Raw genomic sequence first — 26,927 nt, 5'->3', positions numbered from 1 at the left:
CATTAAAATAGGTAGGGTTGTTTTCTTTTTGTGCCCATAGTATCCAGGCTTTTAATTTTTCCTTTAGAATCTGTAAAAAATAGGCTTTATCAACTATATTTTTCATATGGGATTCTTTTGGCAACCAATAAATATTAGGTTTATCCATCCCAAAATAATAAGAAAAAGTAATAGCAAAATCCTTCTGTGCTTCCAAATATAGTTGCTCTTTTACATCTTTGATAGCTAAACCAAAATAAATGTCAGGAATTAAAGAAGGTAGATTTTCTGAATGCTTCAATGCCTTATCAAAATACAGCTGAGATATAGAACTATCAACTTCTAAATGAGCAATAGCTAGGTTAAAATAGATCTCGGGTAAAAAACTTTTAAAGCCTTCTTTTTGTGCAATCTTAAGTGCTTTGTTAAAATAAGATATTCCTTTTGGAACATCTTTTAGATTTATCTCTTCGGTATAAAAAGCTGCTAAATTATTATATACAGAGTACTGATCTATTTTGTTTGGTTTTTTATTTTGTGCTAAAAGAGAATCTGCAATTTGTAGATGATAAATACCTTTTCTTGCACTTGGAGTGTTTCTAATATTTCTATAGGATACCGCTATAGCATTATGAGTACGTATTATATATTTTAAATCTTTCGTTGGGTCAAAATGTTCAAAAGATATTTTTTGATACTCTACAGCTTTATAATAATCTCCTAAAAGATTATAAGAACTACCAATATAGTAAAGAGCTCTTCCTTTAAGGTATTCGCTTTCATCGAGAGTCAGCATTTTTTTAAAAAAGCTTATTGCAATATTTAAATTTCCTTTTCTTTTGTTATATCTAGCGTAATTGTAATAACTTATTTTTAATTGTTTTGTATCGAGAGGAGTAGCAATTTCTCTTGCTTTATAAGCAGCTTTTACAAGGTTTATGGCTTCATCCCATTTTTTTTCCATGTAAATCCATTTGGCAAGTCTAGTAGCATCATAGCCAAATTGAGTATAATTTTCTTGTTCAGTATATGTATCCAAAAGGTCTTGATAAATACTCAACTTTTCAAAATCAGTTCCAGGAAGGTTGTGTATGGAGTCTAATTGATGTGAAATTCCTTGACCTAATACAGAAATCGAAACTAGACTAAAAAATAGGGAGAATAGAGAGGTATGATATTTTATCAGGAAACTCATTTCAATTTTTTAACTAAAAAGTATCCTAAGAATACTACTAATCCAATCCCTAATCCAACCCATAACATCCACAAATTATTAGATTGTGGTAGCAACGTTCCTGTGTCACCAATCAATACTAAGGATGCCCAATAATGCGGTGATGCTTCTGCGTCTGTATTGTTATGTAAGTAATTAAGTTTTGCAGTGCGTAAGGCCTCAGATTTGGTTTGTCCCTCGCTTAGGTTTCTATAAAAATCAGCAGTAATCGTAGCTGTAGCTTTATCATTGGTACTCCATAAAGAAGGAATCACCGTATTGGCTCCAGATTTAAAAAATCCTCTGGCAAGACTTAAAATTCCTTCTCCGCGACTTATTTTTCCCAAGGATGTATTACAAGCACTGAGCATCACTAACTCAGCTTGACTTTGTAAGGAATTTAGTTCGAGATCTGTTAGTTTAGAATTTCTAAACGCAATCCATGGCGCTATAGAATCTGACGCATCTGCATGTGTAGCAAGATGTAGGATTTTATACTCTTTGATCCTTTTGATAAAGTTTTCTTTGGTAGCTTCTTGATCTAGTAATAAATCTCCATTATAAAATTCATTAGCATTGGTGATTTCTTTACCGCTGCTTTGTAAAGATGTCAACTCTTGAGCAAAATCAACAGGTGCAATACCTAGAAAATCCTGATCAGCTTCTCGTGTTATTTTCTTATTCTGTTGCTGGAAAGTAAGTGAAAATGCATAATTGATTTCACAATCTTCAATCAAATAGTGGTTATCATCTATATCAGTAACCAAAGCTTCAAAAGGAATCATACCCAACATATGATCTGGTATGATGGTTACTTTTTTATTGGTAAGACTAGCTCGTATCTCTTTTGGAAATAAGCTTTGGTAGATATGATGTGCCGTATTCTTATAAATATCTATATCTTCAGCTGTTTTAAACGGTTGGTTTACTAGTTTTCTGAGGGTTTTGATATCTTCAATTAATTGTTGGATATCTCGAATTTTAAATAATTTTTGACCGTCTTTTGAAAGAACCATAATATAAGCATGGGGAAGCTCTCCTGTCGTTCTTTCTGCCATCGCGTATTGAATCAGAATCTCATTATCTGGAACTTCTATTTTAGACAACTCCAAGATTCTAGGTATTTCATAGTTCGAAAAATAATTAGGATACTTAATGCTTACAGAATCTTTAAACTCATTAAATTCTTCTTTTTTGATTTTGAGTAAATTGGCTAACGAATCTTTACGTTTATCTAAAGCAATCAATACTTTACTTTGTAGTTCTTTTATATCATTCTCATGATTAATTTTAGAAGATAATATTTCAGGAGGAAATGATGTGTTTTGATCTTTAATCGTATGCATTAATAAAACTGCCTTGCTTTTTTCCATCAAATAAAAAGCTGTCCCTAAATCATTAGTTTGATAACAAGCTTCTAATCCCATAATGTTTATTTCCGATTCTATATCTCGTGCTAATAATTTAGTGTGATAAGAGAAATCTTCAACCGTCATATAGTTAATTAAAGAATCACTTAATCGAACCGTTTTAAGTATTTGCGTATAGATATCTGAATTATTTTCAATTTTTACCTGTTTTAAATAGTCTACTATTTTATAATAGAATAATTCTAGTATATCTTCTTTATTATTGGAAGTTTGCAATGCTTTAGACTCAGGAGTCCAGGATTCAATTGATCCTTGATAATTTAATATATCCGCGAGTGATTGTAGATAATATTTTTGGGCTTGATCATAATTTTCTTGTTTGGAGGCTATAGATGCTAACCCCAAGAAATAGGAAGCTCTTAAATCTATGTTATTATCTAGATAGTCTAGAGATTTTACGAAACAGTTTTTGGAAGCCTCAATGTTATTTAATTCTAGATTTGCAAACCCCATATTTGTATAACTTAATCCAATAAACCTATGATTATTTAATTCCAAGGCATATCTTAGGGCTTCTTTGAAATAGTATAAGGCTTTTTCGTGATCGAGGAAGAACTTTCTACTATATACTGCTCCTAAATTGAGGTTAACAGAACATAGATCGATCAATTTAGGTTTTTTTTGAGTTTTAATCAAAGAATCTGCAGCCAATAAATGATATAATGTTTTATTAGCATTACTTGCTATTTTTTGATTAGAATAAGCTTCAGATATTCGTATATGATTTGTTATAATTCTTTTTTTATCTTTTTCTGGATCATACAAATCAAATGCTGTAGAATAATATTTAACAGCTAGGTAAGGATCTTCCAGTATCTTATAAATGGTACCAAGTCGGGTATAAGATAATCCATTGAAAATCGTACTTTCTTTTATGTCAAGCATATTTTCATAGGCTTGTATGGCTTTTGTATAGTTTTTTTGAACTGCATAATAATTGCCAAGGTTGACATAACTTCTTTTTAACAATTCTGGGTTAAACGGTATAGCCTTTTTTCGTGCAGCGATTCCGGTTTCTAATACCTCTATAGTTTTTTCTAATTTGTTTTCACGGACTRACCATTTGGATAATTGATGAGCATCTGATCCTAATTGAGTATAATTTTTTGTTTTTTTATAATGTGTAAGTAGAGAATCATATAAATGAATATTGCCATAATCATTTTTTGGATTCAACTGATGAATTGAGTCTAAAGCTGATGAAATTTGTTGCGCCGACAAACTCATCGGTTGTAGTATTAAGAAAAATAAAAGAAGAGACCGTATAATTGGTCTCTTCTTGTTTTTAATAATATGGTTATTCAGTTTGCTCATACTTACTCACAAATTACACAACGTGGTTTGTCAATATTATCGTCATTATCCAATATAGAAATACTTTCTCCAGAATGTACTGGAATTTCAGAACAATCACGATAACCTTGGTTATTACCTCCAGGTGGGATAATATCTGAATCACTTATAACAACATCACCAACTTCTTCGGCTTCAGCTACTTTTGATTTGTCATTGTCGTATGGATAACAATTGATAGGGGTGTAACATGGCTTTTTTACCTTTATGTACCATTCATTTATATAAGGGCATCCATTTAACATCACTACATAAAAGTCATCAAAATGTTGAGTACCTACAGTAGCGGCGTGATTTAGTTGTTCCTGGATCCCAGTTCCGAATGGATAGCGTACAAACAAGCGTACGTAATATTCTATAGTATCAGGGCTTTTACTAATAGATTTTTCACCAAAATGCACTGCATTTTCTGGGATGCTAAACTTTTCTTTTAATAAACTTTCTTCGATTAATACATCTTCTTCTGTGGAGCAGCTTTGTATTCCAATTGCAAAGACTGCGGCTACTAATAGTAACGCGATTTTTTTCATTTTTAAAATGTTTTTTGTTTTCATTATTTATTAGTATGTTTCCCTAACCTAATAAATGTTACTACGCGAAAGTAAAAAAAAATAAAAAGTTAAAGATATCTTAATGTCTGAAAATGAAAAAGACCTACTAAAACTGCTTGTTTCTGGTGATAAAACAGTGATCCAAGATTTGTATATACATCAGTTTCCAAAAATCAGGAGTTTTATATTAAGTAATAGTGGTACTGTTAGTGATGCTGAAGATATTTTTCAGAAAGCTTTGTTACAGTTAATTGCCAGATATAAAGTAAAAGCCTTTGTTATAGAGGGTTCTTTTAGTGGTTATTTTTATGCGGTTTGTAGAAATTTATGGCGTAGAGAATTAAATAAACAAAAACGCATAGTAACAAATGATGAACTTATAGAACGTAACAAAGAAGCCGAAGACATGACCATGGCATCTCTAGAACAAGAGAAATGGGAATTGTTTCAGGAAAAACTCGCTGAATTATCTGATAATTGCAAGCAATTATTACAAATGTTTTTTAAAAAAATACCCTATAAAGAAATTGTAGAAAAACTAGGATATAATAATGATAATGTAGTAAGACAACGTATTTTTAATTGTAAATCGCAATTAACAAAATTGATCAAAAAAGATACTAGATTCAACCAAATTAAAGAATTATGAAGGATTATCCCATAGAAATTGATGATTACCTAAGTGGTAATATGTCAATATCAGAACAGCAAGCGTTCGAGGAAAGACTTCGCACAGATACCGAACTCGCAAAAGAGTTTAAATTGCAAAAAGAAATGCTTGCAATTTATGGAGATGAAGAATGGGTAGAAGAAGATACTGATATATTAAATACAGATAAAGCAAAACAGCTAAAAACGTTTTTTCTAGGTGATGAATCCGCTAACTTAAAAGCTACGATACAAGAAGTAGTGGTTGAAAATCATGCTAGTAGCAGTTATAAGCGGTATTGGTTTATTGGCATAGCAGCATCCATAGCTGTATTGTTAACTGTTTCTTTGTTTGTTTTTAAAGATAATAACTATGATGATTTGTATGCTTCTTATATTCATTTAGACGAAATACCTTCATTAGTAACAAGAGGAGAGGACAATCATACCTTATTAGAAAAAGCACAATTATTGTTTGAAGCTCAAAAATATAATGAGGCTGTACAGTCTTTTTCAGAATACCATCAAAAAGAAACTTCTATTGATCCACTAAGTTATATCTACAATGGAATCTCCTATATTGAGCTTGGTAAATTTGACAATGCTTTGAAACAATTTGAATTGCTAAAAAAATCCAATACACTACAAGCAAAGAAAGCGGATTGGTATAAAGCTTTGGTGTTTTTAAAACAAAAGAACAAAGTGGCTCTTAAAACTGTTTTAAATACGATTACCGCAAATAGCAGTAATTATAAATACCAAGAGGCCAAAGAACTGCTCGATGCTATTGATTAATAGTAACAATAGTTTTTAGCTTTCTCACCTCTTCTTTATATCTTTTGAGTCCTTAACAATCAGCTGTTTTTATGCCTTAAACAGTAAGCAATTACCTATCTTTGCAGCTCAAAATTTAACAAGCTTAAAAATACGCAGTTATGCAAGACGGATTATACGCAAAATTTAATACTACAAAAGGAAGTATTCTGGTAAACTTAGAATATCAAAAAACACCTGGAACTGTAGGGAACTTTGTTGGTTTGGCAGAAGGAAACTTGGAAAATCAAGCTATTCCACAAGGAAAACCTTATTATAACGGATTGAAATTTCACCGAGTGATTCCTGATTTTATGATTCAGGGAGGTGATCCACAAGGAACAGGAGCTGGTGGTCCTGGATATAAATTTGATGATGAAATCCATCCAGATTTGAAGCATGATGGTCCAGGAGTATTATCTATGGCAAATGCAGGGCCTGGAACTAATGGAAGTCAGTTTTTTATTACGCATGTAAAAACTGATTGGTTAGATGGTAAGCATACTGTTTTTGGGAAAGTTGTGGAAGGACAAGATGTGGTAGATACAATTGCGCAAGGAGATAGTATAGATTCTTTGGAAATTCTAAGAGTAGGATCAGAGGCAGAAAACTTTAATGCTGTAGAAACTTTTAGACAATTTAATGGTGCAAAAGCAGAGAGAGAAGCTGCGGCAAAAAAAGCAGCAGAACAATTGCTAGAAGAGATTGCAGCTGGATTTGATAAAACTGAGAGCGGATTACGATATAAAATCATTCAAAAAGGTGATGGTACACAAGCAGAAAAAGGTAAAACTGTTTCAGTTCATTACAAAGGAAGCTTGACAGATGGTACTGTTTTTGATTCTTCATATAAGCGTAATCAGCCTATTGATTTTTCATTAGGTATTGGGCAAGTAATCCGTGGATGGGATGAAGGAATATCCCTATTGCAAGTAGGAGATAAAGCTCGTTTCGTAATTCCACCATCATTAGGATACGGAGAGCATGGAGCAGGTGGTGTTATTCCTCCAAACGCAACATTAATATTTGACGTAGAACTAATGGGAGTGAAATAAGGCATTCTTAAAATATAGTATATTAAAAAACCTCTGGAGTAAATAGTTCAGAGGTTTTTTTTATATACTACCTTCTGGTTACCCTACATAAAAAAACTACTTTAACTCATAATTAACACTTGAATTTAGGCGTCAAATGTTAATTTATTTTCTAAAATTTGGAAGTTTTACCAAAAAAAGTAAACTTTCCCGTCTATTATTTAGATATTTACAACCCTTTTTGAGGTAATAAACCAATAAAGAAACCCCGATTTTGGATAGTTATGAAGTGGATACTAATAGTTTTTTTAACATTTTGTTGTATAAATTATTCTTTTGCCCAGAAAAATGACGCTGCAATGGCAGCTATCAAAGATCAGATAGAAATCATAGATAGTTATATGGAGTCTGATGTGTTTTCATTGGATCCGGAAGAATTTTTAGATCAAATTGCAGATCATGGCGCTGAACTTAATGGATACTATGAGCATGAACGTTTAAAGAAGATTATCAGAAAAATAGGAATGCCTAATGCTATGGTTATTACTGTTTTTTATTTCTGGAATGATCAACTCATTCATGTAAATTATAAACAACGTCAGTATATGGAGACTAAGAATGCAGATGGTCTCGTGGTGATGGATTACTCGAATGCCTTTACCAAATATGAATCGAATCATTATTTTGACAAAGGAAATGAAATTGAGAAGACAGTTTTGGGTAATGCAGTAAAAAATATAAAACCCGAAGATACATTCGTCTCTTATAGTTTACGAATGAAGTCTTTGCTGGATAATAAATTCAAGAATAGAAATACTTACGAAGCATTACAAGGAAAGTGGGTGAATGTTCAATTTCCGGAAGAGCATATGATTTTTGAGGAAACCATACGTTTTAACTTCAGAGATGGGAAATTTCTGAAAAGACTTAAAGTAAAAATAAAAGATAATGTGATGTATTGCTCTTCTCCAAAGGATCAATATATCTATAAATATGAAATTGAATCTTTAAATGCTAATGAGTTGGTAGTTAAAGATTTACAATTAGCATCTGCGGATTTAGTTTTTTACAAAAAAGTCGAATAAATTCCTATGAATCTTCAATATCCTATCGGAAAATTTGAATGCCCCAAGAAAATCACAAAAGAACATATTGTTAATTGGATAAAAGATATTGAAGAGCTTCCGAATAAAATTGAAGAACTAGTCGTTGATTTTACAGAAGAACAGTTAGAAACTCCTTATAGACCTGGTGGTTGGACAGCAAGACAAGTTGTTCATCATATCCATGATAGTCATCATAACGGGTATATTCGGTTTAAATGGGCGCTAACAGAAGATATGCCGGTTATTAAAGCGTATTATGAAGATCGATGGGCAGAACTTTTTGATACCAAATCCGCACCGATTGAGCTATCACTAGATTTAATTAAAGCATTACATGCTAAATGGGTGTATTTTTTAAAAGGACTGTCTAGCGAAGATTTAGAAAAATCATTTATCCATCCAGAAGGAGATGTGGAGATTTCTCTCGCAGAGGATATAGGTATTTATGCGTGGCATAGTAATCATCATTTAGCACACCTTCAGATTGTGGCTAACAAGGCAATCTAGAGTTCGTTATTCCTTCCATTTGATATTACAGCCAATACTAGGTTTTTGAATTTCGGAAACGGTAGCATTTCTTAATACTGCATCTAGTGCTTGACGTAGATCTCGACCATTTACAGGAATTCCGTTGCCAGGTCTAGAATCATCTAATTGCCCTCTGTAAATAAGTTTTAGTTCGGCATTAAAAAGATAAAAATCAGGAGTGCAAGCAGCGTCATAAGCCTTTGCGATTTCTTGTGTTTCATCAAACAAATATGGGAATGAATAGTTGTTTTTTTGTGCGGTTTTCCACATAAATTTTGGTGCATCTTGTGGGTAGTTCTCAATGTCATTACTACTTATAGCAACAAAACCAAAACCTTGTACACGATAATCATTAGCAATTCGTACGATTTCTTCGTTTACATGAATTACAAAAGGGCAATGATTACATATAAACATAATAACAGTTCCCTTTTCACCTTTAATATCTTTAAGTGAAACTTCATTATTAGTAACAGCATCAACTAGTTTAAAATCTGGAGCTGCAGTACCTAATGGTAACATATTGGAAGGTGTACGAGCCATAATCTTATTTTTTTAGTAGTTTCGAAATTACAATATTATACTGTATCAGTCTAAAAATTCTTATCTTAGTTACATTTCAAAAAATAAAATTATGAGAACTTTAGAAACTTGGTTTGCTGAGTATGCTGTGAGCCACCAAAATAAAACAAACATTCTTATTCACTTTATCTGTGTTCCAGCAATTTACTTTTCTATTGTAGGACTTCTAATGAGTATTCCGAATGGCTTTCTAGCCTCAATAATTCCTGGAAATAATCAGTTTATCGAAAATTGGGCATTTGTAGTGCTTTTATTTGTATTGTTTTTTTATGTACGATTATCTATTAAAATGGCATTACAGATTTTGATTTTTTCTGCCTTCTGTATCATTGCTAATTATTACATAAGCTTATATGCTCCTTTATGGATGGTTTCTTTGGGAATCTTTGTAGCGGCTTGGCTAGGTCAGTTTTATGGTCATAAACTAGAAGGAAAAAAACCTTCTTTTCTTAAAGATCTTCAATTTTTATTGATCGGACCTGGATGGGTGATCCAAAAAATGTTTGGAAAAAAATAATATGAATTTACAGGATTGGAAGAATTCAGGATCATATTTTACTTTTAAAAATTATCAAATTTTCTATAAAAAAGAGGGAAAAGGAGATTCTTTAGTGCTGGTTCATGGATTTCCAACTTCTTCTTGGGATTGGCATAAAATCTGGACTTCTTTAACCGAAAGGTATGAGGTTTATGCAATTGACATGTTGGGCTTTGGTTTTTCTTCTAAGCCTAATGATTTTGTTTATACGATTGGTGCACAAGTAGATGTATGGGAAGCTTTTTTACTTGCACAAGAAATCTCTTCAATTCATATCCTAGCACATGATTATGGTGATACTGTTGTACAGGAAATGTTAGCTAGAACAAAGGAGAATAATACGTATCCATTAAATATCAATTCTGTTTGCTTTTTGAATGGAGGGATGTTTCCAGAAACAAACTTTCCGACGTTTACACAGAAAATGTTATTAACGCCTTTAGGTGAGTTGTTAAAGCACTTTATGGGGCGACACACATTGGCTAAAAACTTTAAAAAAATATTTGGAAAAGAGACACAAGCTAGTGAACAAGAAATAGACGAATTCTGGGAAACGATAGCTTATAATTCTGGCAAAAATGTGATTCCTAAACTTATTAAATATTTAAAAGAAAGAAAAGTCCATAAAATTCGTTGGAGAGAAGCTATACAATATACTGATATTCCGAAAAGATTAATCGATGGAGGAGTAGATCCAATTTCAGGAAAGCATATGGCAGAGTTTTATAAAGAAAACATACCGAAAGCAGATGTAATAATTTTAGAAACTATAGGTCATTACCCTCAAACAGAAGCTCCAGATGAGGTTTTGCATTATTATAATGAATTTATAGTATCACTTTTTTAATTCATTAAATATAACCTCATTATTCGTTTGAACTTTAGAGATATGCTTAGTAGTATTATCCCAATCCAGCGGAGTCCAGTGTTTTGGATATTTAAAAATTACATTTTTACCGATTAATTTTTCTTTTAATGATGCAATATCAAGCCCTTGTTCTAATCCACGATTGATATAAAAGATCTTATCATTATTTTCTAGTTTAAATACAATATCTTTTACTCCACCTTCATAAATATTAGTAACTATACCTTCTTCTATCAGCGCTTCACTTTCAGATACAATAGGAACAGGTCTAGCAACTATCATTGCAACAACGCATAGAAAAATAAAAGATAATCCTATAAAAAGTTTACTCTTCATTTGTTTAGTTTTAATGTGTTGAAGATAAGTAAATTATTACATTTCATCACTAAAGAAAATTGCATTCATTAGTAGTTTATTGGTTCCGTACCAAAATGCTCTAAAATTGGTGTTATCTGTAAATAAAATTGTATTTCCCCTTCCTAGGCTTTGATGTCTAAAAGGCACAGTACTGGCTAATGAATCCAAATTCTTCTTGCTAATATATCCACTTAACAAAGGAGATTTAGTGTATTGGATAGGGTTGTTATAGCTTTGTTTGTCTGCTTTGATGAATAATGTAGTATTTCTAAAAAGGGAAATTTTCTCGTTTTTATAACCAAAATTTATAGGGTGCGATCTGTCCGTTTTTGCTTCGAAAATAGCACCTCCAATTACTTGAGCGCCAAAGAAATCTCTTTTTTGTTCAAAAGAAATATTTTTGGCATCATTTTCTGGTTTCGAAAATTCGATTTTCATAAGCTCATTATTTTTAAAGAATCGAGCTGCATTTCTATAACCTATCAATGTTCCGCCGTTTCTGATCCATGTTTTTATTTTGTCAACAACATTTTTACCCATACTTTGATTCCAGCTATTCGGTAAAATAAGATGTGTATACCTTGATAAACTCCTTCTTTCAAGAGATTCTGTATTTAATTTAGTGATCGGAATATTGTAACGTTGATCCATAAGATGCCATATTTCTCCAGCATCATACGGGGTTATACCATTTCCTGTTAATAATGCTATTTTCGGTAAGTTCAATGCTCTAAATTGATTAYTTCCTAAGTCGATTCCAGAGGTTAAGCCGGTAGAAACTCCTGTGATGTCTACATGATTTTCAGATGCAAGTTGTTGTAAAAAAGAATGAATCTCATCAGTATTTAATTTTTGATTTTGAATAGGAATCATAATCGTTCCATAATCATAATTCTTATTTTCTACAGAAAAAGGTCTCATTCCTACTTTGGCTCTTAAACCTTTGTCGAGTATTTTATATAAAACAGCTGGAGTATAATACTCATGCCACTCCATTAGGTATGCGTAATTACTTTTTGAAATATTTTTAGGTTTTCTAAATTCTAAGTTTACCACTTTAGGACCTAATTCTGTATTCGAAATCTTTTCTGTGTAATCTAGATTAAAAGCCAAGGGGAATGTCCATGCAGATACATCGTAAAATAGACTATCTTGAAATTTGGTTCTTTTCTCGAACATCGCCTTGATCAAACGGCTTTGTTTTTGATTTTTTGGTACTATATAACTATATCCTTTTTTAAATTTTTTACCGCCAGAAGAGATGTTGTTTTTTAATTCATAAAATGATATCTGATGTCTTTTTAGGATTTCAGCAAGATGATATGTAGTAGCGGCATCTTTTTCGTTTCCAAAAATATAAGCTCCATTTTCAGCTTCTTTGCGAGCATTAGTATAAAAGTTATTTTGGTATTGTAATAATTCTATACGCATTGATTTCGCAGCTTCTAAGGTGGAAAGTATTGCAGTAAATTGATTTCTAATGGTAAAAGGAAAAGTAAGTATTCCGTTGTCACTTTCTTGAGCATGACCACGAGAGCTTCCTTGTTCAAATAAAATACCAATTCCTCCATTTATATCCGGAAAAGTAGATCCTTTACCATAATAGAAATCGTCAAAATTTTCTTCAGTATAATAGAAAGATCCTATTTTGTTAAATGCATCTGCATGATAATTTCCGATTTTTTTGGTAAGTTCTTGATTCAATTTTGGTGTTAAGGGGTGTGTTCTGGATTGTATTCCTGGTTGGAAGAAAAAGGTGCTATTAGTTCCCATTTCATGATGATCAGTAAGAATGTTAGGATACCATTTATGGAATGTTGTTATTCTGGCTCTTGATTCGGGTAATTGAGCTGGTAACCAATCTCTGTTCATATCAAACCAATAATGATTGGTTCTTCCTCCAGGCCATACCTCACTATACTCTCTATCTTGAGGATCAGTACTTATGTTTTTACTTTTATTAGTATTTGCCCAATAAGAAAATCGCTGTAAACCATCTGGATTTAAAGAGGGATCAAATAAAATGACTGTATTATCCAATAGCTCATCGATTTTAGCGCCTTGAGCGGCAGCCAGATAATATGCAGCTACTAAACCTGCATTGGCCCCACTGGGTTCGTTACCATGAATAGAAAGTCCTTGATATACTATAGCAGGCATAGAATTAATATCAGTAGCACTAACACTACTTTTAGTGAGTTCTATGTGTTGCGTTCGAATTTTTTCAAGATTTTGGTGATTTCTTTCAGATGTTATTGTCAAAAGAATAATCGGTCTATCTTCAAAAGTTTTTCCACGATCTTCAATGCTAATTCTAGGTGAAGCATTTGCTAAAACTTTCATATACTCTACCAATTTATCGTGGGTAACATGCCATTTTCCGGGAACAAAACCTAAGACACTTTGAGGAGTAGGGATGTTTGGGTCATAAGACACATCTTTTGGTAAATAGTAATCTAAAGAAAGATTGTTTTGAGAAAAGGAAAAAAGTGATAAAAGTGAGAGAATGAGAGAAAATAAGTACTTCATATTAGTGCGTTTCTGCGATTGTTGAGTTTCTTGCTGTCGAAAATAAAAAAAACCGCTTCAGAGACTGAAGCGGTTTGCATAAGTTTAACAAAACTTATAATTCCTTATATATCATCAAAGCTTACATCTGTAAAACTTTCTGTAGAGGCAGTTACTTCTTCACTAACTGCTGATACAGGATTTTGATCATAAGATTTTTGATAATCTCTTTGGTGTCTTTCACTTATAACTTCTTCGCCTTTTTCATTCACGATAAAGTCTGTCATTTCATTTAAGATTTCTGTAAATCCACTAAAGTCTTCTTTGTATAAATAGATCTTGTGTTTTTTGTAATGAAAAGATCCATCATCATTAGTGAATTTTTTGCTCTCTGTAATAGTAAGATAATAATCTCCCGCTTTTGTTGATCTTACGTCAAAGAAATATGTTCTTCTACCAGCTCTTAAAACTTTTGAGAAAATTTCCTCTTTATCCAACATTTCATTATCGCTCATAATCCTTATTTCTTAATTAATTAGTCTGTTACGATGGAATCAAAAATCCAAAAAAATTGTTAATCGTACAACAAAATATCAAATTTCTTTTTCGCTAAGCTGCTTTAAATACAATTCTTTGTAGTACCCGTCCATCTCTAATAGTTGATTATGAGTGCCTTGTTGGATTATTTTTCCTTCTTCTAATACTATTATTTTATCTGCATTTCTAGCGGTCGAAACTCGATGACTTACGATAAAAGTGGTCTTATTTTTAGAAATTCTATTAAGATTATTTAGTATTTCCTCTTCAGTTTCTGTGTCTACAGCTGATAAGCAATCGTCAAAAAGAAGGATGGCTGGGTCTTTAATTATAGCTCGAGCTATGGATACTCGTTGTTTTTGTCCACCGGATAAAGTGATTCCTCTTTCTCCTAACACGGTATCATATCCTTTACTGAAATCAATAATGTTTTTATGTACTACGGAGTTTTTAGCAGCTTCAATAACATCATTATCAGTAGCATTAGTTTTTCCGAATTTGATGTTATTACTAATAGAATCACTGAATAAAAATGCATCCTGAGGTACGTATCCTATGGAAGATCTTAAATCTATAAGATTTAATTTTCTTATTGGAATATCATCTACTTTAATTATTCCATCACTTACATCATAAAGTCTTCCTAGTAAATCTAAAATGGTGGATTTTCCTGATCCAGTTTTCCCTACAATTGCTATAGTTTGTCCTGAATTTATGGTAAAACTGATATCTTTTAATGCAGTTATATTTGTATCATCATATGTAAAAGAAACATTATCGAAGACAATATTTCCAGTTATTGGAGTCGATTTTGTAATTGTATTGGTAATTTCAGGTTCTTGACTCAAAAACTCATTAATTCGTACTTGAGATGCTTCTGCTTGTTGTATAATAGAAGTAACCCAGCCGACTGTAGCTACTGGCCAAGTTAGCATGTTTACAAAAATGATAAACTCTACAATGATTCCAAGATCTTCTATAGTACCATTGATATATTGTTTACCACCTATATAGATGACCATAAGATTACTAACTCCTATGAGTAATACCATTAATGGAAAAAACAAGGCTTGAACTTTTGCTAAATCAATATTTTTTTCTTTACTGGTGTTTGATAGCTCAGTAAAATTGGTAAGGGTTTGGGGTTCTATTCCATACGCCTTGATTACAGATATACCACTAAATGATTCTTGTGTAAATGTGGTTAATTTTGAGAGGTACTGTTGAACTATAGTGCTTCTTTTATGTATAGCAACACTAAGTTTATAAATAGAAACAGAAAGAATTGGTAAAGGCGCAACAGTATATAGTGTTAATTGTGGAGCTATGCTAATCATATAACCAATAACTACTACAAACAACGTGATAGTGTTTACACTATACATGATAGCTGGCCCTACATACATTCTTACTTTAGAAACATCTTCACTAATGCGGTTCATTAAATCACCGGTACGATTTTTTTTGTAAAAATTAAGAGACAGAATCTGATAGTGTTCAAATACTTCATTTTTTAAATCAAATTCTATAAATCTAGAAACAACTATAAATGTTTGCCGCATTAAAAAAGTAAAAAATCCGGCTAATGTTGCTGATCCCAAAAGTAATAAGAGATTCATTATCATCATATAATTGAATTCATCTGAATCCGAAATCTGCCCAGATATATATTGTCTTACTAAATCAATGCTATCACCTATAAAAGTAGGCACTGTAACCGCAAAAATTCTTGCAATTATAGTAATGAACAACCCAATAAGAAGACGGTATTTATATTTTAAAAAGTACTTATTCAAATGCCGTAATGCACGCATAAAGTATTGGTTTTTAGAAGTTCAATTATTAACAAATTCTTAAAATTTAACAACAAAAAATTTTAAATTCGTAAAAATACATTATTTTAGCGCTTCAATTTTGACTATTATATAATAATAACAATTTAAAATTTCTGAATAATGATAACTGAAGTGCTTACTGCAAATCAATTAAAAAAAGAGGCTCCTGTATTTGGCCAATTGTCTTTTAATGATCACGAACAAGTTGTTTTTTGTCAAGACAAAGATACTGGTTTAAAGGCAATAATTGGTGTGCATAACACAATTTTAGGACCTGCTTTGGGAGGTACTAGAATGTACAATTATCAAACAGAATGGGATGCTCTAAATGATGTTTTAAGATTGTCACGTGGTATGACTTATAAAGCAGCCATCACTGGTTTAAATTTAGGAGGCGGTAAAGCTGTTATTATTGGAGATCCTAAGACTCTAAAAACTCCAGCTCTTATGAGACGTTTTGGAGAGTTTGTGCATACTTTAGGTGGAAAATACTATACTGCAGAAGATGTAGGGATGGAGACTTCTGATATGGATACGGTTAGAGAAGTAACACCGTATGTAACTGGTATCTCTGAAGAAAAAGGAGGTGCAGGTAATCCTTCACCTGTAACTGCTTATGGAGTATATATGGGAATGAAAGCTTCTGCTAAATTTGCATATGGAACCGATAATCTTGAAGGTAAGAAAATACTAGTACAAGGAATCGGACATGTAGGTGAGGAACTTGTTCGCTTAACAGCGGAAGAAGGTGCTAATGTTATTATTTCAGATATCAATCAAGAGCGATTAGAACAAGTAAGTGCTGCTTATGGAGTAGATATTTATAATGGAAAAGATTTATATGCGGAAGAAGCTGATATCTATGCACCTTGTGCTTTGGGAGCTACTATTAATGATGATACTATTCATAAGTTGAAAGTTAAAGTTATTGCTGGAGCTGCAAATAATCAGTTGGCGACGGAAAATATTCATGGACCTTTATTACAGGAAAAAGGAATTGTATATGCACCGGATTTTTTAATCAATGCAGGAGGTATTATTAATGTATATGCAGAGATAGAAGGATACGGTAGAGAACAAATTAAATCCAAAACTGAAAATATTTATAATACTACTTTAGATATTTTAAATAAAGCAAAAGCTACAGGAATGACTACAAATGCAGCTGCTATGAGCATTGCTGAAGAAAGAATAGCTGCCAGAAAAAACAACAAATAATAAGATTCAAAAATTTACAATTTAATAAAGTAAGTTTTAGGACTTGTAGATTAAAAATAATAGTATTTTTGCAGGGCGAAAGTGAACACCACTTTCGCCCCTTTTTATTAATGTTCTTTGTAATTTCTTATGTTAACCAGAAGACATATTCGAGTTAAAGTAATGCAGTCACTCTACGCTATGGAGCAGACGCAAAGTGATAATTTAGATAAAGAAGAAAAGTTTTTGCTTTTTAGTATTGATCAGATGTATGATTTATTTCTTATAAACCTTCAGCTTTTGGTAGAAATAAGAAAGCATGCCGCTGAGTTTTTAGAAAAAAGCCAGAAAAAACATTTAGCTACTTCCGAAGAAAAAAATCCTAATTTAAAATTCATTAATAATGAAGTCCTTGTATTGCTAGACAAAAATCTAGAATTAAAAGAGGAAATGGATCGCAAAAAATTAAATTGTTGGGATCTCGATGATGAATATGTAAAGATACTTTGGAAAGAAATCAAGAGTAGTGAACTGTATGCTGATTATATGGGTACGAAAATGAGTTCTTTTAAAGAAGATAAAGATTTTATTCAAGATGTATTCAAAGAGATTATTGCTCCAAATGAAAAGTTGTATGAGTATGTAGAGGATAAAAACCTAACATGGATTGATGATATTCCTCTAATAAATACAGGAATTATAAAAATGCTCCGAAAAGTAAAGAAAACGCATGATGAATATATGTCGTTACCAAAACTTTATAAGGATGTAGATGATAAAAAATTTGCCAAGGATATTTTTAGAAAAACTGCGTTGAATGGAGTTCAATTCGCCAAAGAGATAGAAGGTAAGACTCCAAATTGGGATAAAGATCGAATTGCCGAATTGGATAAAGCAGTGATTAAAATGGCCATTTGTGAGTTCCAAAAGTTCCCATCTATACCTGTAAAAGTAACAATTAACGAATATTTAGAGATTGCAAAGGAATATAGTACTCCAAAGAGTAGTATATTTATCAATGGAATTCTTGATAAAATATCAAAAGAATATCAAGAAAACGGTAAATTAAATAAAGTTGGCCGTGGACTTATGTAGTTCAAAAAAAATAGTATTTTTAACCCTCAATTAATTAAAAACCCAAGTAATGAAAAAAGGAATCTTAATTTTAGCTGGTGTTTTTGCTTTGACATTTATGTCTTGTAAAGATAATGCAGCAGAAAAAGTTAAAGAAGAAAATGTAGCAGATGCTGCGGATCGTGATGCAAAGAACACAGATTTTCCTGTAATGACTTTCTCTGAAACAGAGCACGATTTTGGAACTATCAATGAAGGTGATGTGGTAGAGCATACATTTACATTTACAAACACTGGTAAAGCTCCTTTAGTAATCGTAAATGCAAAAGGTAGTTGCGGTTGTACAGTGCCAGAGTGGACTAAAGAACCAGTAGCACCAGGAGCAACAGGATCAATGTTAGTGAAGTTTAACTCTAACGGTAAGCCAAATGCTCAAAACAAACAAGTTACTATTACTGCTAACACGGAAGCAGGAAAAGAAATCCTTAAAATTAAGGCAATGGTAACTCCAAAAGCTAAACCAGTTAGCGGAACTCCGGTAAGTGAGTAATATTTATGGAAGCATTAGGAGGACAGTTACCTTTTATACTTCTGATATTTGTGGTTATGTATTTTTTTATGATACGACCACAAATGCAAAAGGCTAAAAAGGAGAAGAAATTTGCTGAAGAATTAAAAAAAGGAGATCGCGTAGTTACTAAAAGTGGTCTTCATGGAAAAGTTTTTGACTTCAGTGAAAAAAATAATGCCGTTATTATTGAAACAGGATCAGGTAAATTAACATTTGATAAATCTGCTATTTCTTTAGAAATGAGCCAGAAGTTAAATGCACCTCCTGCAGAAAAGAAGAAATAATAAAGGTTATATCATAAAAAAAGCGTCGTATTTTCGAATACGACGCTTTTTTTATGCATAAGTGCTATAATTTATGATTTCATAGTAACAATTCGTTGTGGTAAAGGAGCAGCATAATCTGCATTTCCTAAAGCTTCAACAATTTTTTGACGGGTATCCCAGTATACATCCCAATAATCGTCGCAAGTAGAATAGGGTAGTGCTAGCAATTCAACTCCATTGGCTCCCAAATTATTAACAGCAACTCTCGGTGCTGGATCTTCCATTACCTTAGCGTCATTCTTCATGACTTCTAATACAATTTGTTTTGCCTTTTCAATGTCTGTCCCATATTGAATACCAAATGGCATATCTACCCTTAAATTACCGATAGTAGTAAGATTGGTGATAGTTCCAGCGGTAATCGAACCATTTGGTATAATCTCTGTTTTGTTCTGGAAAGTTTCTAAGATGGTTACAAACACTGAAATTTCTTTTACAAAACCTAGTTTCCCTCCAGTTTCAATTAGATCGCCTACTTTGAAAGGACGGAAAATAAGTAACATTACTCCAGCTGCCATATGGCCTAAAGAGCCGTTAAAAGCTCCTCCAATAGCCAAACCTACAGCAGCCAATAAAGCGGCAAAGGTTGCAGTAGGAATCCCAACAATTCCAGCTATTGAGATGAATAATAATACCTTTAGTAAGAAATTAACCAAAGTTACCAAGAAGGGCTTTAAAGTACTATCTACATTGCTCTTATCAAAGGCTTTTTTAATGGCTTTCATGATCATTTTTACAATCCAAAGACCAATAATTAAAGCAACAATTCCTCCAACAATTTTTAATCCATATTGACCAATTCCTTCTTGTATGGAAGTAAAAAAACCTCCTAAAGAATCCATAATGGCACCTCCGGTTTCAGTTGTAGCAGATACGGCTGTATCTACTACTTTTTCTGTAGTTTGCATGATTTATGTTTTTAAAGTGATTAAATAGTTATCACATAAATCTACTACTATGTACAGTATTTACTTTTTATTTTGAAATCAGAAAAAACGGTAAAATCGTCAAAAGAAATAAAATTCCGATAAAGTACGAATTATCTTTTTGCAGTAAGCTCTGCTATCTTTACAATTACTTCTACTGCTTTTATCATACTTTCAACAGGAACATATTCATATCGTCCATGAAAATTATGACCTCCAGCAAATATATTAGGACATGGTAATCCCATATAACTCAATTGTGAACCATCCGTTCCGCCACGAATTGGTTTAATAAGCGGAGTGATGCCAAGTTGTTTCATTGCATCTTCAGCAATGTCTACAATATGCATCACAGGTTCTACCTTTTCTTTCATGTTATAATATTGATCTTTAATCTCAACATTGATAACATCTTTTCCATATTGTCTATTCAATTCATCACCAAGTTTAGACATCATTTCCTTGCGAGCTTCAAAATGCTCTTTGTCATGATCTCTAATAATATAATGTAGCTTGGTTTCTTCTACTTCTCCATTCATAGTATGTAAATGGAAGAATCCTTCGCGACCACTGGTGTGTTCAGGAGTTTCTAATCGAGGTAAAGAGTTAATGAAATCTTGAGCGATATACATACTATTAATCATCTTTCCTTTTGCATATCCTGGATGAACTATTTTTCCTTTTATAGTAACCGTTGCTCCAGCCGCATTGAAATTCTCATATTCTAATTCTCCAATCTGACTTCCATCCATAGTATAAGCCCATTCCGCTCCAAATTTCTCAACATCGAATTTATGAGCTCCTCTTCCAATTTCTTCGTCAGGAGTGAATCCTACTCGGATTTTTCCATGTTTGATCTCAGGATGTTGTATCAAATACTCCATTGCTGATACTATTTCAGCAATTCCAGCTTTATCATCCGCTCCTAAAAGAGTAGTTCCATCTGTGGTTATTAACGTTTGTCCTTTGTATAATTTTAAGTCTTCAAAATAGTCAGGAGATAGAATAATATTTTCCTTTTCATTTAGTACAATGTCCTTACCATCATAACTTTCTATGATCTGTGGATTTACATTCGCTCCAGTGAAATCTGGAGTAGTATCAAAATGTGAAATAAAACCAATTGTTGCTACTTCATGATCTACATTAGAAGGTAATGTAGCCATGATGTATGCATTTTCATCAATAGTTACATCTTTTAACCCAATGGATTTCAATTCTTCAACTAATTTATTCGCAAGATCCCATTGTTTCTTAGAACTAGGAGTGGTATCACTATTTGGATCACTTTCTGTATCTATAGTAACGTAACTTATAAATCGATCAATAATATGTTTTTTAGGAATCATAGCGAGGAATTTTTTACTTGAAGATTTCAAAAATACATATTCATATACTTTTATAAGAAGCTTTATAAAGTTATTTTTGCAGCCAAAACTATATTGGAATGTATAAAACATTAATTCGTCCAATTCTATTTCAATTCGATCCAGAAAAAGTACACTACTTTACGTTTAGTTTGATAAAATTTATTTCTCGACTTCCTTTTGTCTCTTCCTTAATTCGCTCTCGATATTTTGTGAAAGGCACGGGACTGCATAGAGAGGTTTTCGGATTAAAATTTAAAAATCCAGTAGGATTAGCTGCAGGATTTGATAAAAATGCTGTGTTGTATAACGAATTGGCCAATTTTGGTTTTGGTTTTATCGAAATAGGCACAGTTACTCCCAAAGGACAAGTTGGAAATCCTAAAAAGAGATTGTTTAGGTTAAAAGAAGATAAAGGGATTATTAATCGAATGGGATTTAATAATGAAGGACTTGAAGCTGCAATCACTCAATTAAAGAAAAATCAAGGAAAGCTTATTATTGGTGGAAATATTGGAAAAAATACTGATACTTCTCCAGAAGATTATACAAAAGACTATTTGCAGTGTTTTGAAGCTTTACATCCTTATGTGGATTATTTTGTGCTAAATGTTAGCTGCCCAAATGTGAGTAGTCATGCAAAGCTAAATGATAAAGATTATTTAATAGAATTAATTGAAGCGGTACAAGAGAAAAATAGAACTTTTGATACTCAAAAGCCAATTGTATTAAAGATCGCTCCGGATTTAAATACAAACCAGTTAGACGAAATTGTTGAATTGGTGCAAGAAACTAAACTTGATGGTGTAATAGCAAGTAATACATCTGTTTCTAGAGAAGCATTAAAAGTTTCAAATGAGCGATTAGATGAAATTGGTAACGGAGGTCTTAGTGGTCAACCGATAAAAGACAAAAGTACCGCTGTTATCAAATATTTATCAGAAAAAAGTAATAGATCATTTCCAATTATTGGAGTAGGAGGAATCCATAGCGCAGCCGATGCTGTAGAAAAATTACAAGCAGGAGCAAGCTTGGTACAAATCTATACCGGTTTTATTTATGAAGGACCTAAACTGATAAGAGATATCAATAAAGCAGTAATTGCAAAAGGTTTATAATTATCGTAGGATAACCTTCTGAGTTTCTATTCTTCCAGCTTCGGTAAATAGACGTACTAGATAAATTCCAGAATTTAAATTCGTTAAATCTAAATTGATAGTATTGTTACTATTTTTAAAATCGTAACGCCTAACTTGTTTACCGAGTACATTGTATACTTCTATTTCCTTTATATTGGTGGAACTTCCGCTTAGAATAGAAATATTACCATTACTTGGGTTAGGTGATATGGTGATCGCCTCTTTTTTATTATTAAACTCTTGAACATTTAATTGTTTTTGAGTAAAAACAATAGTTCCTATTTTTTCGTTTATTAGAGGAGTATTAGAATGATCCACTAATGAAATTGGCTCATGAGGATTTGTTGGACTATTATTTAAACTGTAGCCATTTCCTTCTTCTGTACCCGCATCATAAGTAAATAAATCCATTGTAATTTCTGGAATCCATTGGCCACCATTATCAATTAAAGAAACGCTATTTACAGCAATCATCCAATCAGGACTTGGTGCTAGCATCGAAGCTAAACTTACTAATGGAAACTCAGAACTTACAGTTAAGTTGCTAATCGTAATCGTTCTGCCAGGTCCATTAAAAAATAAATCTGGACCTTCTATAAATTGATCTGCATTATTAGCATTGATCGCAGTATTAACTTCTGATTCAAAAACATTAAAACCTCCCGTTTCCGCTACTTGCTCAATTCCTGGAGTAGCTAAACCTCCCATTTCTAAAAAAGTAACACTAGAATTATGAGTAGCTCCTACCAATTCCGTAAAGTGCGCACTGCCAGGAAGTGTTCCATGAGATTCCCAGTTGCTAGTAAAAACAATATCATATGTAGCTGAGGTTTGCCCGAAAGTGTGAAAACAAAATAATAGGAAAATAGTTTTGAGTATAAGCTTTTTCATTTGTGTGGTTATTGGTTAGAGTGATTTGTGTTATATATTCTAAACAGTTGAATGGTAAATTACCCTAAATTGTTTGGAAGAATATATATTTTTGAGGGGTCGTTTATTTTATCAAAACCTTACACGAAATCAATGAATTTTGAAATTTTATACACTTTCATGATTGCAACAGCAGCATTATCAATTTCTCCAGGCCCTGATAATATCTACGTTTTAATGCAAAGCATGGTTAACGGAAAAAAGTATGGCTTAGCTACTGTAGCTGGTTTAATGACTGGATGTTTAGTGCATACTACCTTAGTTGCTTTTGGAGTTTCAGTGATTATCCAACAAAGTGAAGTGTTATTTTTTATAATAAAGTTAGCTGGCGCTTTGTATCTTCTTTTTTTAGCTTACAAAGTTTGGAGAGGCAGTGCTTCTATTCAGTTTTCAGAAAGTACTGTGGAAAAGAAAAGTTTAGGTCAATTATTTAAACAAGGTTTCATAATGAATGTCTTGAATCCTAAAGTTTCTATTTTCTTTTTGGCTTTTTTTCCTGGTTTTTTATTTAGTGAAGAGCTAAGCAATGTTATTCAGTTTTATGTGTTAGGATTTATATTCATTCTAGTATCTTTTCTTGTATTTGGTGGAATAGCAATAGCAGCTGGCTATATTTCTGATTATGTAAGAGATAACTCCAAAGTAGGTCTGTTCTTAAAATGGCTACAGATCATTGTCTTCATAGGAATTGGAATTTTTATACTATTTTCTGAAAAATAATCATATTTTTATACTCTTAATTGAATTTCTTTTAGATAGAGGCTCGTAAATGGCTGAAAAAATAAAAATTATTGAATGTCCTAGAGATGCTATGCAAGGCATCAAAGACTTTATTCCTACAGAAAAAAAAGTTCAATATATACAATCATTATTACGTTGCGGATTTGATACGATAGACTTCGGAAGTTTTGTTTCTCCAAAAGCAATTCCTCAAATGGTAGATACGGCTGAGGTACTTTCTAAATTGGATCTTTCTACTACAGAAAGTAAATTACTAGCAATTATTGCAAATGTTCGTGGAGCAAATGATGCGGTTCAGCATAATGAGATAGACTACTTAGGGTATCCATTTTCAATTTCGGAAAATTTTCAAATGCGGAATACGCATAAAACTATTGCACAGTCGGTAGAAACCTTACAAGAAATTTTAAACTTGGCAGATAAAGCGAATAAAGAAGTAGTGGCATATTTGTCGATGGGATTTGGTAATCCTTATGGAGATCCCTGGAATGTGGAGATAGTAGGTGAGTGGACGGAGAAATTAAGTCATATGGGAGTGAAGATATTGTCGCTTTCTGACACAGTCGGAACTTCGAACCCAGAAACTATTAATTATCTGTATTCAAATCTTATTCCTAAATACCCAGATATAGAATTTGGAGCACATTTGCATACAACTCCAACTACTTGGTATGAAAAAGTAGATGCTGCTTATAAAGCTGGTTGTAGAAGGTTTGATGGTGCTATACAAGGGTTTGGAGGCTGTCCGATGGCAAAAGATGAACTAACGGGTAACATGCCGACCGAGAGGATGCTATCTTATTTTACAACGGCTAAAGCGGATACCAATATAAAAACAATGAGTTTTGAAGCTTCTCATAATGAAGCAACTAAAATATTTACTAAATACCACTAACTAACACATCACACAATGAAAAGTATCTTAAAAAAAGTAGGGCTATTAGTATTGGTTGTACTGGTTATTATGCAATTTATACGACCAGATAGAAATGAAGCTGGATACGAATCTGTAGCTTATTTTGAAATAGAAACAAAACCAACTCCAGAAATACAAGCAATATTGAAAAGCAACTGTTATGATTGTCATAGCAACCAAACCATCTATCCTTGGTATGCAAATATTGCTCCAGTATCCTATTGGTTATCACACCATATTGATGAAGGTAAAGAGCATTTTAATGTATCTGAATGGGAGCAATATTCAGATAAAAAGAAAGATCATAAATTAGACGAACTCATTGAAGAAGTAGAAGAAGGAGAAATGCCATTGGATTCATACACTTGGACACATGGAAACTTAGAGGATGACGAAAAAGAAATATTGATCAATTGGGTTCAAAACCTAAGGAAAAAATATAAACCCAATTAGTATTGAATTTTAGTTCTCTAATATATTTTTAAAATACCTGCCTAGTTTTACGAAATTGTTAAAACTTTAATTTTATTTAGATTTATTACAAATAAAGTTTGCAGAATATTTCTGGATGGATATATTTGCACCACATTAACTATTTAAATTAAGTCTAAATAAAAAGCAATGAATTTTAAAAATATAGCCAAAGTAATAGGTGTAACAGGGGCAATCGTTTTAGCTTCTTGTTCTTCAGATGATGATAATACTTCAGTTGTTCAGGTGGAAGCACCAGCAACCTATGTTTTCGAACGTGATGGACAAAGTACTGTAAGCTTTAGCGGACAAACTACAAGGATTGCAATGGCAGAAGCCATTATAGGTCAATTTAAAAATACAGCTACTACTGAAGCCATCGTTGATGCTATGTTTGATCATCAAGAAAATGCTGATGATTTTAATGATCCAGCACTAAATGCTTCAGATAAAAGTGTAAGAGGAAAAACAGCAGCTTCTAGAGATTATTTTTCTTCGAATGCTACAGATGCAGCCGAAATTAAAGCAGATTTTGATGCTTGGATCAAAGGACAGATTGATGAAGTATTTCCAAATTGGGGAGTAACCGCTACTTCTGGAAATGCTGGTGTTCTTCAAGAAGCTGGTGGAGGATCAGAGCGTTATGTAAATGCGAAAGGATTAGAGTATGATCAAGCATTTACAAAAAGTTTGATCGGAGCTTTAATGACAGACCAAGCACTAAATAATTATTTAGGAACCGCTGTTTTGGATGAAGCTGATAATGTGGCAAACAATGATAATGATGTTGTAGCAGATGGTCAAGTGTATACAACTATGGAACATAAGTGGGACGAAGCATATGGATATTTATATGGAGCGTCTGCTGATCCTGCAAATCCTAATCCTACTATTGGTGATGCTGATAGTTTCCTAAATAAATATATTGGAAGAGTAGAAGGTGATCCTGACTTTGAAGGGATTGCTGCTGAGATCTATGATGCATTAAAATTAGGTAGAGCTGCGATTGTAGCAAAGAATTATACAGTGAGAGATGCGCAAGCGGCGATCGTAAGAGAAAAAGTTTCTGAGATCATCGGGATAAGAGCAGTGTATTACTTACAGCAGGGTAAAAACGGTTTAGAAGCTGGAACAATAGATTATGCAAGTGTTTTCCACGATTTATCAGAAGGATYTGGTTTCATATATAGTCTTCAGTTTACTAGAAATCCGATTACAAATCAGCCATACTTTAGTAAATCGGAAGTAGAAAGTTTATTGGATCAACTAATGGGAGCTACAAACGGTCTTTGGGATGTAACTCCAGCAACCTTAGATACGCTATCAGATACAATTGCTGCTGAATTTAGTTTTACAGTTGCACAAGCAGGAAGTACAAATTAGTATCAA

General features: G+C 32.5%; 27 protein-coding genes. 16 read left to right on the top strand and 11 right to left on the bottom strand.

Features of this window, described 5'->3' with window-relative positions:
• The 3 genes from GBO31_RS18395 to GBO31_RS18385 all read right to left on the bottom strand — a co-directional run.
• Window positions 1-1,174, bottom strand: a 1,174-nt coding sequence (locus GBO31_RS18395) for a tetratricopeptide repeat protein (RefSeq protein WP_219009935.1), incomplete at its 3' end; no start/stop codon positions are given.
• Complete coding sequence (locus tag GBO31_RS18390; protein ID WP_219009934.1) at window positions 1,171-3,849, bottom strand: CHAT domain-containing protein; 2,679 nt, start codon at window positions 3,847-3,849, stop codon at window positions 1,171-1,173. The genes GBO31_RS18390 and GBO31_RS18395, both read right to left, overlap by 4 nt.
• Before the next feature lie 89 nt (window positions 3,850-3,938).
• The gene (locus GBO31_RS18385) at window positions 3,939-4,505 is read right to left on the bottom strand and encodes a hypothetical protein (RefSeq protein WP_219009933.1); all 567 of its coding nucleotides are present in this window, start codon (window positions 4,503-4,505) and stop codon (window positions 3,939-3,941) included.
• 103 nt (window positions 4,506-4,608) lie between these two features.
• On the opposite strand from GBO31_RS18385, the gene GBO31_RS18380 reads away from it, so the two are divergent.
• The 5 genes from GBO31_RS18380 (at window position 4,609) to GBO31_RS18360 (ending at window position 8,634) form a co-directional block, all read left to right on the top strand.
• Window positions 4,609-5,175, top strand: coding sequence for an RNA polymerase sigma factor (locus tag GBO31_RS18380; protein WP_219009932.1), 567 nt, complete (start codon window positions 4,609-4,611; stop codon window positions 5,173-5,175).
• Window positions 5,172-5,969, top strand: coding sequence for a tetratricopeptide repeat protein (locus GBO31_RS18375; protein WP_219009931.1), 798 nt, complete (start codon window positions 5,172-5,174; stop codon window positions 5,967-5,969). The genes GBO31_RS18380 and GBO31_RS18375 overlap by 4 nt, the downstream gene beginning before the upstream one ends.
• A 140-nt stretch (window positions 5,970-6,109) precedes the next feature.
• Window positions 6,110-7,042, top strand: coding sequence for a peptidylprolyl isomerase (locus tag GBO31_RS18370; RefSeq protein WP_219009930.1), 933 nt, complete (start codon window positions 6,110-6,112; stop codon window positions 7,040-7,042).
• A 338-nt stretch (window positions 7,043-7,380) separates the two neighbouring features.
• Complete coding sequence (locus GBO31_RS18365) at window positions 7,381-8,106, top strand: hypothetical protein (RefSeq protein WP_219009929.1); 726 nt, start codon at window positions 7,381-7,383, stop codon at window positions 8,104-8,106.
• Between the two features lie 6 nt (window positions 8,107-8,112).
• Window positions 8,113-8,634 (top strand): YfiT family bacillithiol transferase, encoded by a 522-nt coding sequence (locus GBO31_RS18360; protein ID WP_219009928.1) that lies wholly within the window; start codon window positions 8,113-8,115, stop codon window positions 8,632-8,634.
• Window positions 8,635-8,640: 6 nt separating this feature from the next.
• Here GBO31_RS18360 and GBO31_RS18355 read toward each other — a convergent pair whose 3' ends face one another.
• On the bottom strand, window positions 8,641-9,198 hold the full coding sequence (locus GBO31_RS18355; protein ID WP_219009927.1) for a thioredoxin family protein: 558 nt from the start codon (window positions 9,196-9,198) through the stop codon (window positions 8,641-8,643).
• A gap of 91 nt (window positions 9,199-9,289) precedes the next feature.
• On the opposite strand from GBO31_RS18355, the gene GBO31_RS18350 reads away from it, so the two are divergent.
• Window positions 9,290-9,754, top strand: a complete 465-nt coding sequence (locus tag GBO31_RS18350) for a DUF962 domain-containing protein (RefSeq protein WP_219009926.1) — start codon at window positions 9,290-9,292, stop codon at window positions 9,752-9,754.
• A gap of 1 nt (window position 9,755) precedes the next feature.
• Window positions 9,756-10,622: an alpha/beta fold hydrolase gene (locus tag GBO31_RS18345; RefSeq protein WP_219009925.1), complete on the top strand. Its 867-nt coding sequence runs from the start codon at window positions 9,756-9,758 to the stop codon at window positions 10,620-10,622.
• Here the strand turns inward: GBO31_RS18345 and GBO31_RS18340 are convergent.
• The 4 genes from GBO31_RS18340 to GBO31_RS18325 form a co-directional block, all read right to left on the bottom strand.
• Window positions 10,611-10,979: a hypothetical protein gene (locus GBO31_RS18340; protein ID WP_219009924.1), complete on the bottom strand. Its 369-nt coding sequence runs from the start codon at window positions 10,977-10,979 to the stop codon at window positions 10,611-10,613. The two genes, GBO31_RS18345 and GBO31_RS18340, sit on opposite strands and share 12 nt — an antisense overlap.
• A gap of 36 nt (window positions 10,980-11,015) precedes the next feature.
• Window positions 11,016-13,529 (bottom strand): M14 family metallopeptidase, encoded by a 2,514-nt coding sequence (locus GBO31_RS18335; RefSeq protein WP_219009923.1) that lies wholly within the window; start codon window positions 13,527-13,529, stop codon window positions 11,016-11,018.
• Between the two features lie 104 nt (window positions 13,530-13,633).
• A complete protein-coding gene (locus tag GBO31_RS18330; RefSeq protein WP_219009922.1) occupies window positions 13,634-14,023 on the bottom strand; it encodes a PUR family DNA/RNA-binding protein in 390 nt (129 codons plus the stop codon).
• Between the two features lie 78 nt (window positions 14,024-14,101).
• Window positions 14,102-15,859, bottom strand: coding sequence for an ABC transporter ATP-binding protein (locus tag GBO31_RS18325; RefSeq protein ID WP_219009921.1), 1,758 nt, complete (start codon window positions 15,857-15,859; stop codon window positions 14,102-14,104).
• Between the two features lie 141 nt (window positions 15,860-16,000).
• Here GBO31_RS18325 and GBO31_RS18320 point away from each other — a divergent pair, with 141 nt between their 5' ends.
• The 4 genes from GBO31_RS18320 (at window position 16,001) to yajC (ending at window position 19,006) form a co-directional block, all read left to right on the top strand.
• Window positions 16,001-17,098 carry a Glu/Leu/Phe/Val family dehydrogenase gene (locus tag GBO31_RS18320; protein WP_219009920.1) on the top strand — a complete coding sequence of 366 codons (1,098 nt, stop codon included), beginning with the start codon at window positions 16,001-16,003 and terminating at the stop codon, window positions 17,096-17,098.
• 162 nt (window positions 17,099-17,260) lie between these two features.
• The gene (gene nusB, locus GBO31_RS18315; protein WP_246615916.1) at window positions 17,261-18,172 is read left to right on the top strand and encodes a transcription antitermination factor NusB; all 912 of its coding nucleotides are present in this window, start codon (window positions 17,261-17,263) and stop codon (window positions 18,170-18,172) included.
• Between the two features lie 49 nt (window positions 18,173-18,221).
• Window positions 18,222-18,701: a DUF1573 domain-containing protein gene (locus GBO31_RS18310; RefSeq protein ID WP_219009918.1), complete on the top strand. Its 480-nt coding sequence runs from the start codon at window positions 18,222-18,224 to the stop codon at window positions 18,699-18,701.
• 5 nt (window positions 18,702-18,706) lie between these two features.
• Window positions 18,707-19,006 (top strand): preprotein translocase subunit YajC, encoded by a 300-nt coding sequence (gene yajC / locus GBO31_RS18305; RefSeq protein ID WP_219009917.1) that lies wholly within the window; start codon window positions 18,707-18,709, stop codon window positions 19,004-19,006.
• Window positions 19,007-19,077: 71 nt separating this feature from the next.
• On the opposite strand, the gene GBO31_RS18300 is transcribed toward yajC, so the two are convergent.
• Both GBO31_RS18300 and pepT read right to left on the bottom strand, forming a co-directional pair.
• Entirely contained in the window at window positions 19,078-19,956 is an 879-nt protein-coding gene (locus GBO31_RS18300; protein ID WP_219009916.1) for a mechanosensitive ion channel family protein, read from the bottom strand.
• A 131-nt stretch (window positions 19,957-20,087) separates the two neighbouring features.
• Window positions 20,088-21,323, bottom strand: coding sequence for a peptidase T (gene pepT, locus GBO31_RS18295; RefSeq protein WP_219009915.1), 1,236 nt, complete (start codon window positions 21,321-21,323; stop codon window positions 20,088-20,090).
• A gap of 98 nt (window positions 21,324-21,421) precedes the next feature.
• On the opposite strand from pepT, the gene GBO31_RS18290 reads away from it, so the two are divergent.
• Entirely contained in the window at window positions 21,422-22,459 is a 1,038-nt protein-coding gene (locus GBO31_RS18290; protein ID WP_219009914.1) for a quinone-dependent dihydroorotate dehydrogenase, read from the top strand.
• Here the strand turns inward: GBO31_RS18290 and GBO31_RS18285 are convergent, their stop codons facing one another.
• The gene (locus GBO31_RS18285) at window positions 22,460-23,371 is read right to left on the bottom strand and encodes a spondin domain-containing protein (RefSeq protein WP_219009913.1); all 912 of its coding nucleotides are present in this window, start codon (window positions 23,369-23,371) and stop codon (window positions 22,460-22,462) included.
• 132 nt (window positions 23,372-23,503) lie between these two features.
• Here GBO31_RS18285 and GBO31_RS18280 point away from each other — a divergent pair, with 132 nt between their 5' ends.
• The 4 genes from GBO31_RS18280 to GBO31_RS18265 all read left to right on the top strand — a co-directional run bounded on the left by GBO31_RS18280 (window position 23,504) and on the right by GBO31_RS18265 (window position 26,921).
• Window positions 23,504-24,130 carry a LysE family translocator gene (locus tag GBO31_RS18280; protein ID WP_219009912.1) on the top strand — a complete coding sequence of 209 codons (627 nt, stop codon included), beginning with the start codon at window positions 23,504-23,506 and terminating at the stop codon, window positions 24,128-24,130.
• 49 nt (window positions 24,131-24,179) lie between these two features.
• Complete coding sequence (locus tag GBO31_RS18275; RefSeq protein WP_219009911.1) at window positions 24,180-25,046, top strand: hydroxymethylglutaryl-CoA lyase; 867 nt, start codon at window positions 24,180-24,182, stop codon at window positions 25,044-25,046.
• Window positions 25,047-25,061: 15 nt separating this feature from the next.
• A complete protein-coding gene (locus tag GBO31_RS18270) occupies window positions 25,062-25,520 on the top strand; it encodes a heme-binding domain-containing protein (protein WP_219009910.1) in 459 nt (152 codons plus the stop codon).
• 168 nt (window positions 25,521-25,688) lie between these two features.
• Complete coding sequence (locus tag GBO31_RS18265) at window positions 25,689-26,921, top strand: DUF4856 domain-containing protein (RefSeq protein ID WP_219009909.1); 1,233 nt, start codon at window positions 25,689-25,691, stop codon at window positions 26,919-26,921.
• Window positions 26,922-26,927 lie beyond the last annotated feature (6 nt).

This window comes from Aquimarina litoralis (genome assembly GCF_019295435.1).
Taxonomy (GTDB): domain Bacteria; phylum Bacteroidota; class Bacteroidia; order Flavobacteriales; family Flavobacteriaceae; genus Aquimarina; species Aquimarina litoralis_A.
Note: the sequence above shows the minus strand (reverse complement) of the source record. Positions and strands in the feature narration are given on the sequence as shown.